This is a genomic window from Arthrobacter sp. MAHUQ-56 (assembly GCF_019710585.1).
Classification (GTDB): Bacteria; Actinomycetota; Actinomycetes; order Actinomycetales; family Micrococcaceae; genus Arthrobacter.
Genome location: NZ_JAIFZQ010000020.1, coordinates 833298 through 846643, shown reverse-complemented (window position 1 = coordinate 846643; position 13346 = coordinate 833298). Strand labels below are relative to the sequence as shown.

Sequence of the window (13346 nt, the reverse complement as noted above, 5' to 3'; positions counted from 1 at the left end):
CAGTCTCATGCCGCCGAATTCTGGCGTGTTCAGTCTACGGGAGAGACACCGGGGCGGCGCCCGTTTTCCCTAACAGCGATACGGCTCAAAGACGCCGGAGCTCGTGCCTCAACGCGGCCGCCAGGTCCCCGGCGGGTGCCACGTCGATCTCCGGCAGGCCGAGCCACCCGGCCATCAACGCCAGCTCGGCGGCAAGTTCGACGGCGGTGTCCGCCGGGGCGTCCGGCTCGGCATAGGCGGATTTCACCAGCAGCCGGCCGGCAGGCCGATCGGCCTTCAGGTCGACGCGTGCCACCAGCTTGTCCCGCAGGAGGAAGGGCAGGACGTAGTAGCCAAAGCGCCGCTTGTGTTCGGGGGTGTAGATCTCAATCCTGTAATGGAAGCCGAACAGCTCCCACAGCCGGCGGCGTTCGAAAACCAGGGAGTCAAAGGGGCTGAGCAGGGCCCGGCCTGCAGCGCGGCGGGGCGTGGCCGCCTCTACGTGCCGGAATACGTCCCTGCCCCAGCCGGACACCGTGACCGGCTCCAGCCTCCCCTGCTTCACCAAATGTTCCACGGATAGCGCCGTCGCTTTGACCGGCGTGCGGAAGTAGTCGGCGAAGCACCGGATGCTTCCAATACCGTGCGCCCTGGCCGCCGCCTCCGTCAACCGGTGCAGCGCCGCCGATGGGTCCGCCTCGCCGGCCGGCAGCATCTGCATCTGCGGGAGGACCTTCGCAGTCAGCGCGTAGCGCCGCTCGAACTGCCCGGTCCTGGAGGCCGCCGAGACCACTCCTTCTTCGAAGAGGTGCTCCAAAACCCTCTTGACCGTGTTCCAGTTCCACCCCCAGTTATCGGTTTGTCTTTCCTCGACATGGCCAATCCGGGCCGTCAGCTCGGCGGCGGTCATGGGCCGGGAACGGGCAAGCGTGGCCAGGATTTTGGCCGCAACAGCGCTGCGCACCTCAGGGTCCATACGGGAGGCCCCCACCCAGGCCCGCTTCTGCCAGAGGAGCAGGTCCTGGTAGTGCTCCGGGCGGATGTAGCTGGCTTCATGGGCCCAGTACTCCAGCATGCGGCGCGGATGGCTGCCGGACATGCGTTCCAGGATGGTGCGGTCATAGTCGCCAAGCCGGGAGTAGAAGGGCAGGAAGTGGCTTCGGACCAGGACGTTGACGGAGTCGATCTGGACCAACTGGAGCCGGGCAAAGGTACGGCCCACCGTCCGTGCTGTCACGGGGCCGGTGGGCCGTCCCTTATGGAGTCCCTGTGCTGCCAGTGCGATCCGCCGTGCCTGGTGGAGGCTCAGCGATGCCGGCACTTCAGTCCTCTCTGTCGGTCAAACCACCCTAAACCTTGGCAGGCGTGTCGTCGGAGCGGTAGGCAAGGACCTTTTCCTCCACGACGGTGTCGCCGGGCTCGCATTCATGGTCCAGCGTGATCACCCCGTACGTCCACCCGCGGCGCCGGTACACGACCGAGGGCGTGTTGGTCTCCTTGTCTACGAAAAGGTAGAAATCGTGGCCGACGAGCTCCATGTTGTCGACGGCATCGTCAAGTGTCATGGACGCCGCGGGAAAGACCTTGCGCCGGATGAGGACAGGAGACTTGCCGGCCGGGATATCGTTTTCGATGTCGTAAGGGGTCTTTTCTTCGGTGGGCGCTACGGCATCGCTGTGGTGGTTGGCCTCAAGGTAGAGCGGCTCGTGGGCACTGGCCGGTTCCAGCGAGGCGGTAGCTTCGCGGACGGCCTTCGGCGTGTGGCGTCCGTGGTGGACCTTCTTCCGGTCCTTTGCCCGGCGAAGCCGTTCAAGCAGTTTGTTGTATGCGAGGTCAAAGGCGGCAAATTTGTCTGCGGCGCTCGCTTCGGCGCGGATTACAGGCCCACGGCCCAGGACTGTCACCTCAACGGTGAGCTGGTCGCCGGTCTGCCGGGCATTTGTCTCCTTGGAGACCTTCGCGTCGACCCGCTGGACCTTGTCGCCCAGCGATTCGATCTTGGCGATCTTTTCCCCGGCATATTCGCGGAACCGGTCTGAAACTGTCAGATTTCGTCCGCTGATCATAAACTCCATGGTGCCCTCCAAATGACTTCGGTGACACGACGGCGGCACTTCCCTGGGCCGGGCTGTCTGACAGTCGAGCCCCTCTCCGAGCCGCCATCGAAAGGTACATTCTGTCTTGGTACCCACCACCGACGTTAGTTCATAGCCACCCGTTATTCATCCTTTCCCGGTTTATTTTTTTCTAAGTCCTGGGTTGCCGGCACGGACGGCACGGCTGCCCCTCCGGACATGCGTGAATCGGGCGCTCGCGTCGCCGCAAGCACGACGGCGCCCCTCACCACTGCCCCTGCCGCGTGCAGTGCGCGGGCCGCTTCCCCGACGGTGGCACCTGTGGTCAGGACGTCGTCGATGATGATGCAGTGACGGCCCGCCACCCTTGCGCACGCCCTCGGCCTGACCTTCATGGAGCCCCGGACCCGCTGTGTGCGGGCACCCCGGCCAAGGCCCTTCTGGCCTCCCGGCAACTGCAGGACCGATGGCCGTGCCTTGCTGAGGCAGTCTGCCACCCGGACCCCGGGAAGCCGCCGCGCGGTCTCCCTGAGGAGCAGGTGGACCGGACTGAACCCGCGGCTGAGGTAGGCTCCCGTGCTGGTGGGGACAGGGACAAGGAGGAATCCCCCGTTACCTCCGGCCGCAGCCCTTACCGCCTCGGCAAGGGCACGGCCAAGGCTGCATCCCAGCTGGTATTGGCCGTTCCGCTTGAACGACAGCAGGGCCTGGGCCAACTCGTCGCGGTAGACGCCTGCGGCGACGACCGGCAGGAGGACCGTTCCGCTGACGTCCATCAGGGCCGGAGCCCCGCCCTCCGCCCGGAAGGGGTGCCTGGTGATCTGCCGGATACGGCCGGCGCAGGTTGCGCACAGGTGCCGGTCCTCGGCTCCGCAGCACACGCAGTCGACGGGAGCAGCGAGGGCGAGGAGGTCCCCGGCAGCCCCGGTGATCCAGTCAACGGCCCGCAGCACCGCAGCCTGGTGGTCCTGGCGATGCTTTGCCGGCGAGGACGGCGGCGGGCGAAGATCGGGATCAAGCCTGGGAGGGACCCTCCGCCGGGCGTCCGCGGTACCGCCAGCCGTTATCCTGTCCACCCCTCCACCTTGGGGCATCACGGGTTCCGGGAGTAGGCCTGCCCGGCACTATGTGGACAAACCCTGGCCTCAGCCGGGGAAGGCGGGATCGATCGGTCCCTTGATTTGCGGCGACCACCCGTTGCCGAGCCGCTGGAAGATGCCTTCGCCGGACTGCGCATAGATGTCATCGGCACCGTTGCCTGCGCTGATGGCCACGAGCCCGGGCCAGGCGGCCAGCTGCTGCGGCTGGCCCGATGCCAGGGACAGCAGTTCCGGCGTGACGTTGGAACCGGCAGAGCCCTTCATCACCACGACTGTGGTGCTGCTGACCCACACCCCTTGGTCGGGGTCAGTGGTGGATGGCAGGGAGACGGGGTTGGTCAGTTCGCGCGGCGTGCCGTCTCCCGCCCGGATGATCCCCGCAACCTGGACCTTGGATTTGCCGTTCTGTTCCGAGATGACCAGCGCCCGGACGCCGTCGCGGGATACCCGGAATTCCCTGACCGTCCGGCCGGCAAGCCAGGACGGCGCCAAGGTGACGGACGGAACGGCGGACCCTTCGGCTACTCCGGTGGGATGGAAGGCCACCACTTCGGTAGCGCCTGTAGCACCTGGACCGGCCGTCCATACCCAGTCGTTGATGCTGAAGGACGGCCTGCTCAGGGTGCTCCTGGTGGTCAGTGCGCGCGCGGGCTGGCCGGGGGCGATGCTGTAGAGGGTGGTCCTGCCGTCATTGAGGAAGGCCGCGGTCTGGGAGACAGGGGATTCGGCCGGATACCGGGGGCTGAGGGAGGATACCGGCTGCATGTCCGGCAGCGGGGAGACACGGTTGTTTTCGTAGCGCACCAGCTCGTTGCCGCTGATGGCGATCTGGCGTGACGGTACGGTCTTGTCAAGCACCGGGGGAAGGACTGCTCCGTTGTCCTCGACGCGGACCAGGTCCTGGTTGGCACGAAGCTCGACGTTCACGACGTCGGGCTGGCTGCGGAAGGTCAGGGTCAACTGCATCTGCATGCGGAGCCGGTCTTCTGCTGATGTCTCCATCAGTTCCTTGGCCGTCAGGTCGACCTGCGCCGCCCCGGAGACCACCGGCACCGATTCACGGGCGAGCTTGATGCCTGACGGAAACGCGCTGGCCACCGCACCACGCAAGTAGGGCGCAGGCCCGGCGAGCAGGGCACTGGTCATTGCCTTGACGGTCTTGTTCTTCAGGAACCACCGGACATCGGGGATGGCGTAGGTGAACGTGGGGTCGTAGAAGTAGATCGGGTAGGCGCCGTAGATGACCTTGAAGGTTTCTTCCGCGATGGCCGTTCCGTCCGGGATCGCGGAGATCCGCCACTCCCCGTCCACCTGGCTCACGGTCACCGGGATCCGTTCCACGGTTCCCGGGGGCGACTGGGTGGCGATGCCGTCGGCGTCCACCGTGTAGGAGACATCGAGTTCGTAGTTGTAGACGTTCTCCTTGTCCGTCGGCACAACCCTTGCTTCCCGGTACACCAGGGCCCGCTTGTCCGGTTTCCACGACACCGCCGATGCCTGCGTCAGGTACTGGCGCGCGACGGCGTAGTCATCCTCGTAGCCGCTGCCGGCGCGGTAGAAGTAGTCGATGATGGTCTCCGGCGAGGCACCCGGCTGCGGCGCTGCCGGCAGGAATACCGGGGCGCTGACGTTGCCCGCGCTGCTCTCGCTGCTTTTCCCCACCGGGCCCGACGTCGGGATCCGGGCACAGCCGGCCAGAAGGACCATCAGCAGCGCCAGCAGGGCAGCCGCGGACTTCGCCCGGGGGCTGCCTGTCATGGTGTCTCCTTCGGTGCGGGCGCGGAGCCGGGCCGGGGGCCGCCAGTCTCCAGCACCAGCATGTTGCTGTAGTCCTGTTCGGCAGGGATGTTGCCCGGCGTTCCCGGTATCACGGCGTCCCGCGGTTCGAGCTGGACCGGCGACTCCACGATCTCCTCCTCCTGCCGCAGGGGAAGGGTCAGGCGGAAGTTCGCGCCATTGCCTTTCCTGCCCCAGGCCTGCAGCCAGCCGTGGTGCAGCTTGGTGTCTTCCATGGCGATCGAGAGCCCCAGTCCGCTGCCACCGGTAGTGCGGGCGCGGGCCGGGTCCGCGCGCCAGAACCTGTCGAAGACCCGCGCGGCCTCCGCCGGTTCCATCCCTATGCCGTGGTCCCTGACAGCCACTCCCACGGCAGTTTCGTTTGCCGCCACCGTGACGGCAACCGGTTTCCCTTCGCCGTGCTCCACCGCGTTCAGGATCAGGTTCCGCAGGATCCGGTCGATCCGGCGCGCATCCATTTCCACGATGATGGCACCTTCGGGCGCGCTGAGGACGATCTCGGAGCCGTACTCTGCCGCCACCGGCGCAGCACCCTCAATCACATGGGCAACCAGCTGGATGAGGTCCTCGGGCTCGGCGTCGAGCACGGCCACGCCGGCATCGAAGCGGCTGATTTCCAGCAGGTCCGAGAGGAGGGACTGGAACCGTTCAACCTGGTTGTAGAGCAGTTCCGCGGAGCGCTTGTTGATGGGGTCGAAATCGTCGCGGGCGTCGTACAGCACCTCGGCCGCCATCCGGACGGTGGTCAACGGCGTCCGCAGTTCGTGCGAGACGTCGGACACGAAGCGCTGCTGCATCTGCGAAAGGGTCGCCAGCTGCGTGATCTGCTCCTGGAGGCTGGCCGCCATGTGGTTGAAGGAGGCGCCCAGGCGTGCCACTTCATCCTCACCGCGGACCACCATGCGCTCCTGCAGTTGGCCGGCTGCGAGTTTCTCCGACACCATGGCCGCGTGGCTGACAGGACTGACCACGTTGCGGGTCACGTACCAGGCGACGGCGCCGATCAGCAGGACCAGCACCGCCCCGCCCGCCCAGAGCACGCTCTGGATTTCGTTGAGCGTCTGCTGCGCGGTGTTGAGGTCATAAATGAGGTACAGCTCGTAGACCGTGCCGTTGAAGGTCACCTTGTTCCCCACGGCGATGCCCGGCCGGTCCTCGGTGCCCACGGGAATGACGGTGGACGCCCAGTACTGGTCCTTTCCGGACTGCTGCACGGCTTTGCGCAGTTCCGGGGGGATGACGCTGACGGTCAGTTGGTCCGAAGCGCGTGACTCCACCCACCTGTTCCGGGGCTTGGTCTGCTCCGGCATCGCCTCGAAGACGTACCGGCGCTGGATCACCGATCCCCGCCCCTCGACGGCGTTCAGCGTGTCATACACCAGGGTGATGACGCTGGACTGGTCGGTGACCTGGGCGCCGTCGAACGTCTCCTGCACCTGCTTGACGTTGTAGCGGGTCTCGGACTCGGCCTGGGTCAGCCGCTCCTGGAACAGGTTGTTGGCAATCTGGTTCGACAGGTAGGCACCCACCACGGCGAACGACGTCACGGCCAGCATCAGCGTGGTCAGGACGGTGCGGAACTGCAGCGAGCGGCGCCAGCGTTTCTGCAGCGCCCGCCCGAGGTACCTCAGGCCGGGAAGGAACCGCCGGACACCCATCCGGACCAGCCTTGCCACGCGCAAGGACACGATCACGGCCCTGCGCTGCCAGATGCGGGCCCGGAATGCCACCGTGCGCGCTTCCGGCGTCAATGCCTCGTTGCCCTCGCCGGCATCGCGCGTGTCCTGCCGTTCAGCGTCCACGGAAGGCTCCGGCGCGGCATCCGGAGTGCCTGCAGGCGTGGGGGCGGAACGGTCCGCTCCCCCGTCGTGCCCGACGGGCTCAGACCCCTGCTTTGTAGCCGACACCACGCACCGTCAATACGACTTCCGGAGCTTCCGGGTCCTGCTCGATTTTGGAGCGCAGCCGCTGCACATGGACGTTGACCAGCCGGGTGTCGGCAGCATGGCGGTAGCCCCAGACCTGTTCAAGCAACAGTTCCCGGGTGAAGACCTGCCACGGTTTGCGGGCAAGTGCCACAAGGAGGTCGAATTCCAGCGGAGTCAGCGAGATCCGCTCATTGCCCCTGCTGACGGTGTGCCCGGCGACGTCGATGGTGATGTCCGCGATCTTGAGCGTCTCGGGTGCCTTCTGGTCCCCGGGGCGAAGGCGCGCGCGCACCCGCGCCACCAGTTCTGCAGGTTTGAAGGGTTTGGGCACGTAGTCGTCAGCGCCGGATTCCAGGCCGCGGACGACGTCGGAGGTGTCCGACTTGGCAGTCAGCATCACGATGGGAACATCCGACTCAGCGCGGACCTGCCGGCAGACCTCGATGCCGTCCACGCCGGGAAGCATTAGATCGAGCAGCACAAGGTCCGGCCTGGATGACCTGAAGACGTCGAGCGCCCTTGCGCCGTCCGCACAAAACACCGGCTCAAAGCCGTCGTTGCGGAGGACAATTCCAATCATCTCGGCCAGCGCTTCGTCATCATCAACCACCAGAATGCGTGCCTTCATAGTTATATATTCCCTTATCAGGATGGCTTTGTCCTGTTCAGCGCCTTCCGGCATGGCGGGACACTAGGACGTCCGACGACGGAACTATAGTCTTGGGGCATGCCTCGCGCGGCCCGCGCCCACCTTTGCAGCGGGAATCGCGGTGCAGCAGGCGTACTGGTATGGGGGAGGAATCAGTGTCACCACAGGAGTCCGGCGCCGGGGAGCCCACGCGGGACCATCCGGCACGGGGAGAGGACGACGGCGGGGCCGCGCCTTCGGGCGGCATCGGCCCGGTACCGCCGGCCTGGCAGCAGCCATGGGCGCCGCCGGCAGGCGGACAACCAGGCGGACAACCGGCAGGCGGACAACCAGCAGGCTGGCAGCATCCCTCTCCCTGGCAGCAGCCCCAATGGCAGCAGCCGTCCCCCTGGCAGCAGCCGCTTGGTCAGTACGGGGACCGGGACACTCCCTACCCCGCCCCTTCCGCATACGGCGGCCCTGCATACAACGGCTACCCGGCCGCCGGCCCCCACTACCCCGGATACCCCCAGCCAGGCTCCCCTTATGAGAGGCCCACGTACGGCGGCTCCCCCTATGGCCAGCCGCGCTACGCCGCCCCGCCCAAACCAGGAATTGTCCCGCTGCGCCCCCTCCTGTTCGGCGAAATCCTGGACGGAGCGTTCCAGGCCATCCGGCGCAACGCCAAGGCAATCCTCGGGGCGGCCCTCCTGGCACAGTCCCTGGCCGCCATCCTCGCGGCAGTCGTTACCACGGCCACGGCGGCCTCGGCCGGTTCCATCGAGGCCTGGGCCGAAACCGCCACCCCCGCGGACGTAGCCTCGGTCGGCATCGGGTTTGTTACCGCCGTCGTCCTGTTTTCCGTCCTGTCGGTCTTCGTCTCGGTCGTCCTCCAGGGCGCCATGGTGGTGCCCGTGGCCAGGGCGGTCCTGGACCGGCGCACGGGTTTCCGCCTGATGTGGCAGTTGGCGCGCTCCAGGACCGGAGCGCTGGTCCGGCTGGCCGCGCTGCTGATGGCGGCCGGAGTGCTGGCGGTCCTGCTCCTGGCGGTGGCCACCGCCCTCCTGCTCTCCAACGTGCGCGGGATGGGCCTGCTGCTGGCCATCCCGGTGTTTTTCGGCTTCGTGCTGCTGTTCGCCTGGGTGGCGGTCAAATTCATGGTGGCGCCTGCCGCCATCGTCGTCGAAGAACTCGGCGCCTTCGCCGGACTCCGGCGTTCCTGGGAACTCACCCGGGCCAACTGGTGGCGCATCTTCGGAATCACGGCGGTGGTGAGCGTCCTCGTGGGAGTCATCAGCCAGGTGGTCCTGATCCCGGTGACCTTCATGGCCAGTTTCCTGACGAGTGTCGTCTCGCCGCATGGCGGCAGTGGACAGGAAGCAACCGTGGCCGTCGCGGCAGGCGTGATCACAGCCGTGTTTGGGGCACTGGCCGGTGCGGTGGGCTACGCCTTCCAGACGTCCGTCATGGCCTTGCTGTACCTGGACCTGCGGATGCGCAAGGACGGGCTGGACATCGCGCTGCTGCGCCAGCACGAGTCAGGCGCTGATCCGGGCGTTCCGGGCAGGGGTGTCGTGCCGGGCGCGGCCGGGGCATACCCGGGCTATGGAACTGCGGCACCCGGATGGCCGGATGGGCGCTGAGCCGCCGGTGCTGCCCTCCGCGGATGAAGCCAGGCGGTGGGCTGCGGAGGAACTGGCCAAACCGGAGTACCGGGACGCTGCCCCTTCCTGGCTTGGGACGCTCTGGCGGAACTTCCTGGAGTGGCTGCGGTCCCTGGACGGAGGCTCCACGGGCGACGCCGCGCAGGTGCCCGGCGCCGCCATAGCCATCGTCATTGCCGCCATTATCATCGCCGCCGTGATCCTGGCACGTCCGCGCCTGAACGCCCGGGCCCGCCGCCCCACGGAGGTATTCGAAGGGGACGTTGCCGTCCATGCCGCCGACTACCGGGCGCGCGCGGAAGCCGCAGCGGGGGCCGGAAAGTGGGGGGACGCCGTCGTCGACCGTTTCCGGGCCCTGGTCCGCAACGCTGAAGACCGTGCCATCCTGGACCCGCAACCAGGCCTGACTGCGGACGAAGCGGCACGGGCCCTGTCCCTGCCCTTCCCCGCCGAGGCCCGGCGCCTGGAACTGGCGGCGGCGATGTTCGACGGGATCCGGTACGGGAACCGGGCTTCCGGCGCCGCCGACTACCAGGCCATGGCAGACCTGGATGAGGCGCTCGAGGCCAGCAGGCCCGCCCGCTCCCCCGGCGCCAACGCGGTGCCATTGCCATGACCGGCATTCTTTCCACCAGCAACGGCTTCGCCGGCACGGACCCTCGGGACGCGGGCACGGGCCCCCAGGGTGCGCCTGCACCGGCAGGCAGGTGGCGACACTGGGTCCGTCGCCATCGCACCCTCGCTGCGGGCGCGGCCGTGGTGGCTGCCGCCCTGGCGCTGGCCGTCGGGACGCAACTGGCCCCCAAGGGAGACAGCGTTCCCCTCTCCGTCAGCAACGCGGGCCCTGATGGAGCCAAGGCCCTGGGCGTGATCCTGCGGCAGCACGGCGTTGACGTCCACACTCCGGAGAGGCTGGAAGGCGCCCTTGCCGTGCTGCGGCAGGGTTCCACCCTGCTGCTGTATGACCGGAACGGAGTCCTGGACGGCCCGCAGCTGGAGGCGCTGATGGAGCGCGCGGACCGGGTGGTAGTCGTCACGCCCCGGCTGAACACGCTGACCGCGCTGGACTCCGGGATCCGCCAGGCAGGCGTGGTCCCTGAGGCCTTTCCGGTCCTGGAGCCTGGTTGCATCCTGCCGGAGGCGGAGGCTGCCGGGCAGGTCACGGGCGCAGGGAGTTTTGTGTACGACGGCGGCACCACCTGCTACCGGCCGGGTGGCAGTGCCGCCGGGCTTCTTGCTACCAGCGCTGACGGGCGCATCACGGTTGTGGGCAGCACGGCCGTCCTGGGCAACGACAAGCTGGATGAGGCGGGAAACGCGGCTCTCGCCCTCAGGCTGCTCGGCAGCTCACCGGACCTCGTCTGGTACCTGCCAACCCTGCAGGACGTGGCGGCGGACGGCGGCGGCACATCGCTGGATGACCTCGCCCCGGACTGGGCCCGGTTCCTTGGCCCCTGGCTCCTCGTGGTCGCGGCTGCGGCCATCGCCTGGCGCGGCCGCCGCAACGGGCCGCTGGTTTTCGAGCCGCTGCCCGTGGTGGTCAAGGCGGTGGAGACGGCCGAGGGACGCGCCCGGCTCTACCACGATTCGCACGCCATCGGCCAGGCCCGCGACAACCTGCGGGCAGGGCTGCTGACGCGGCTTGCCGGCAGCCTCGGGCTTGGCCCTGGTGCCACTGCAGCGGAAACCATCGCGGCGGCAGCGGCGGTGCTGGGCCGCGACGCGGCCGGCATCGCAGCGCTGGTCAATGAACACCCTCAAACCGAGGCCCGGCTGGTCGCTTGGTCCCAGGCCCTGGACAATCTGGAGAAAGAGGTCACCACCCAATGAGCGAACACGGCAGCGGCCCCACGGTCCTCAACCCCTCCGACGACGAGCGCACATTGACTGACGATGCCGCCCGGCAGGCCCTGCTGGACGTCCGCCGCGAGGTGGCAAAAGCGGTTGTGGGGCAGGACGGGACGGTCACCGGCCTGCTGATTGCCCTCCTCTCGCAGGGACACGTGCTGCTGGAAGGCGTCCCGGGCGTGGCCAAGACACTCCTGGTCCGGGCGCTGTCCGCGGCGCTGAGCCTCGACACCAAGCGGGTGCAGTTCACCCCGGACCTCATGCCTGGCGACGTCACCGGCTCATTGGTGTACGACTCCCGTACTTCCGATTTCAGCTTCCGGGAAGGACCGGTGTTCACCAACCTCCTGCTGGCAGACGAAATCAACCGCACACCGCCCAAGACACAGGCCTCGCTGCTGGAGGCCATGGAGGAGCGCCAGGTCTCCGTCGACGGACAATCCCTCCGGCTCCCGTCACCGTTCCTCGTGGCGGCGACCCAGAACCCCGTGGAGTACGAGGGAACCTATCCCCTGCCCGAGGCCCAGCTGGACCGGTTCCTGCTCAAGCTCACCATGCCCCTGCCCGGACGCCACGACGAGATCGAGGTCATCCGTCGCCACGCGGCTGGATTCGATCCCCGGGACCTGCAGGCGGCTGGAGTCCGGGCCGTCGCCGGCACGGAGGACCTGGCGCGTGCACGGGAGGCCGTGGCGGGCGTGGCGGTCGATCCGGAAATCGTGGGCTACATCGTTGACCTTGTCCGCGCCACGCGGGCCGCACCGTCCTTCCTGCTGGGCGTGTCGCCGCGCGGTGCCACCGCCCTCCTGAACACTTCACGGTCCTGGGCATGGCTTTCCGGACGCACTTTCGTCACTCCGGACGACGTCAAGGCCATGGCTTTGCCTTGCCTGCGGCACCGCGTTGCACTCCAGCCCGAGGCTCAGATGGACGGCGTCCGCGTGGATGATGTCCTGGGCAGCATCCTGGCAACCGTCCCCGTCCCGCGCTGATGGCCGTCTCAGGACGCTTCGTGGCGCTGGTGGCGCTCGGACTGCTTCCGGTCCTCCTGTTCCCGGGGTGGCCAACGGTACTGGCGGTGGGCGCGGTGCTCCTGGTCCTGCTGTGCACGGACGTACTCCTCGCCGGGACTCCCCGGCAAGTCGAGGTGCTCCGCGCCGAACCTGCAAACGTGACACTCAACAACATGGCCGAGGCCGTGCTGACCATTCGCAACAACGGAAACCGGAGGCTGCAGGGAACCCTCCGGGACGGCTGGCAGCCCTCCGCCGGAGCGCAGAATCCGGTCCAGGCCATTGACGTCCCGGCGGGCGAAAGCCGGCGGCTGGCGATCCTTCTCCGTCCCGTCCGCCGCGGTGACCTCAAAACACCCCATGTGACGTTCCGTTCCTTCGGGCCCCTGGGTGTGGCGGCCCGCCAGCGCACTATCGGGTGCCCCGGCTCGCTGCGGGTACTGCCGCCCTTCCACTCCCGCCGGCACCTGCCCTCGAAGCTCCGTCAACTGCGCGAACTCGACGGAAAGGCCGCCGTCCAGATCCGCGGCGCCGGCACCGAGTTCGATTCGCTGCGGGATTACGTCCGGGGTGACGATGTCCGCTCCATTGACTGGCGGGCCACCGCCCGGCGCTCCGCCGTGGTGGTGCGGACGTGGCGGCCCGAGCGGGACCGCCGGGTGGTGATGGTCCTGGACACGTCCCGTACGTCGGCAGGAAGGATCGGCGACGAAACCCGTCTGGACACCGGGATGGAGGCGGCGCTCCTGCTGGGGGTCCTGGCCGAACGGGGCGGCGACCGGGTGGACCTCGTGGCCTTTGACCGGCGGGTCCGGGCGCGGGCGGGTTCCGCGGGGCAGGGAAATCTCCTGGGCCGGCTGGTCCAGGCCATGGCGCCGTTGGAACCCGAGCTCATCGAGATGGACTGGCCTGCGCTCCCGGCCCAGGTCCGGGCCGTTTCCCCGCACCGGTCCCTGGTGGTCCTGCTGACAACCCTCGACGGCGGGGCACCCGAGGAAGGTCTGCTGCCAGCGGCGGAGCGCCTCGCCAGCCAGCACAGCGTAGTGGTCGCGGCCGTGCGCGACCCGCAGCTTGGAACCATGCTGCGGGAACGCGACGATGCCACGGGGGTCTACCGCGCGGCCGCCGCCGAGCGCGCCCTTCTCCAACGGGCTGCCGTGACCGCGGAACTGCGGCGGCGCGGCGTGGAGGTGGTGGATGCCGAACCTCACCAGTTGCCGCCCCGTCTGGCAGACATGTACATCAAGCTCAAGGCTGCCGGTAGATTGTGAAGCCGGACGCAGCAGCCACGCATCGACACCAACAGGAGGTCCT

At 68.0% G+C, this 13346-nt stretch carries 11 protein-coding genes; 5 read left to right on the top strand and 6 right to left on the bottom strand.

Features of this window, described 5'->3' with window-relative positions; translation table 11 throughout:
* Positions 1–85 precede the first annotated feature (85 nt).
* The 6 genes from K4G53_RS16315 to mtrA form a co-directional block, all read right to left on the bottom strand.
* On the bottom strand, positions 86–1300 hold the full coding sequence (locus K4G53_RS16315; RefSeq protein WP_221386676.1) for a winged helix-turn-helix domain-containing protein: 1215 nt from the start codon (positions 1298–1300) through the stop codon (positions 86–88).
* 28 nt (positions 1301–1328) lie between these two features.
* Positions 1329–2054 carry a ribosome hibernation-promoting factor, HPF/YfiA family gene (gene hpf, locus K4G53_RS16310; RefSeq protein ID WP_221386675.1) on the bottom strand — a complete coding sequence of 242 codons (726 nt, stop codon included), beginning with the start codon at positions 2052–2054 and terminating at the stop codon, positions 1329–1331.
* 143 nt (positions 2055–2197) lie between these two features.
* Positions 2198–3130 (bottom strand): phosphoribosyltransferase family protein, encoded by a 933-nt coding sequence (locus tag K4G53_RS16305; protein ID WP_308287904.1) that lies wholly within the window; start codon positions 3128–3130, stop codon positions 2198–2200.
* A 69-nt stretch (positions 3131–3199) separates the two neighbouring features.
* The gene (locus tag K4G53_RS16300; RefSeq protein WP_221386673.1) at positions 3200–4912 is read right to left on the bottom strand and encodes an LpqB family beta-propeller domain-containing protein; all 1713 of its coding nucleotides are present in this window, start codon (positions 4910–4912) and stop codon (positions 3200–3202) included.
* Positions 4909–6861, bottom strand: a complete 1953-nt coding sequence (mtrB, locus tag K4G53_RS16295) for an MtrAB system histidine kinase MtrB (protein WP_221386672.1) — start codon at positions 6859–6861, stop codon at positions 4909–4911. The genes K4G53_RS16300 and mtrB overlap by 4 nt, the downstream gene beginning before the upstream one ends.
* Positions 6833–7507 (bottom strand): MtrAB system response regulator MtrA, encoded by a 675-nt coding sequence (gene mtrA, locus K4G53_RS16290; protein WP_221386671.1) that lies wholly within the window; start codon positions 7505–7507, stop codon positions 6833–6835. The genes mtrB and mtrA overlap by 29 nt, the downstream gene beginning before the upstream one ends.
* A 176-nt stretch (positions 7508–7683) precedes the next feature.
* On the opposite strand from mtrA, the gene K4G53_RS16285 reads away from it, so the two are divergent.
* Genes K4G53_RS16285 through K4G53_RS16265 form a run of 5 tightly spaced genes read left to right on the top strand, consistent with a single transcriptional unit; the run spans position 7684 to position 13303 of the window.
* A complete protein-coding gene (locus K4G53_RS16285) occupies positions 7684–9150 on the top strand; it encodes a hypothetical protein (protein ID WP_260323632.1) in 1467 nt (488 codons plus the stop codon).
* Positions 9113–9787 (top strand): DUF4129 domain-containing protein, encoded by a 675-nt coding sequence (locus K4G53_RS16280; protein WP_308287903.1) that lies wholly within the window; start codon positions 9113–9115, stop codon positions 9785–9787. Before K4G53_RS16285 ends, K4G53_RS16280 begins: the two co-directional genes overlap by 38 nt.
* Positions 9784–11001: a DUF4350 domain-containing protein gene (locus tag K4G53_RS16275; RefSeq protein ID WP_221386670.1), complete on the top strand. Its 1218-nt coding sequence runs from the start codon at positions 9784–9786 to the stop codon at positions 10999–11001. Before K4G53_RS16280 ends, K4G53_RS16275 begins: the two co-directional genes overlap by 4 nt.
* Positions 10998–12011, top strand: coding sequence for a MoxR family ATPase (locus K4G53_RS16270; RefSeq protein WP_221386669.1), 1014 nt, complete (start codon positions 10998–11000; stop codon positions 12009–12011). The genes K4G53_RS16275 and K4G53_RS16270 overlap by 4 nt, the downstream gene beginning before the upstream one ends.
* Positions 12011–13303 (top strand): DUF58 domain-containing protein, encoded by a 1293-nt coding sequence (locus K4G53_RS16265; protein WP_221386668.1) that lies wholly within the window; start codon positions 12011–12013, stop codon positions 13301–13303. The genes K4G53_RS16270 and K4G53_RS16265 overlap by 1 nt, the downstream gene beginning before the upstream one ends.
* Positions 13304–13346: the final 43 nt, after the last annotated feature.

Coding starts and splice junctions, on each gene's coding strand:
- K4G53_RS16280 (WP_308287903.1), top strand. CDS start 9,113: ATGGAACTGCGGCACCCGGATGGCCGGATGGGCGCTGAGCCGCCGGTG.
- K4G53_RS16270 (WP_221386669.1), top strand. CDS start 10,998: ATGAGCGAACACGGCAGCGGCCCCACGGTCCTCAACCCCTCCGACGAC.
- hpf (WP_221386675.1), bottom strand. CDS start 2,054: ATGGAGTTTATGATCAGCGGACGAAATCTGACAGTTTCAGACCGGTTC.
- K4G53_RS16265 (WP_221386668.1), top strand. CDS start 12,011: ATGGCCGTCTCAGGACGCTTCGTGGCGCTGGTGGCGCTCGGACTGCTT.
- mtrA (WP_221386671.1), bottom strand. CDS start 7,507: ATGAAGGCACGCATTCTGGTGGTTGATGATGACGAAGCGCTGGCCGAG.
- K4G53_RS16275 (WP_221386670.1), top strand. CDS start 9,784: ATGACCGGCATTCTTTCCACCAGCAACGGCTTCGCCGGCACGGACCCT.
- K4G53_RS16300 (WP_221386673.1), bottom strand. CDS start 4,912: ATGACAGGCAGCCCCCGGGCGAAGTCCGCGGCTGCCCTGCTGGCGCTG.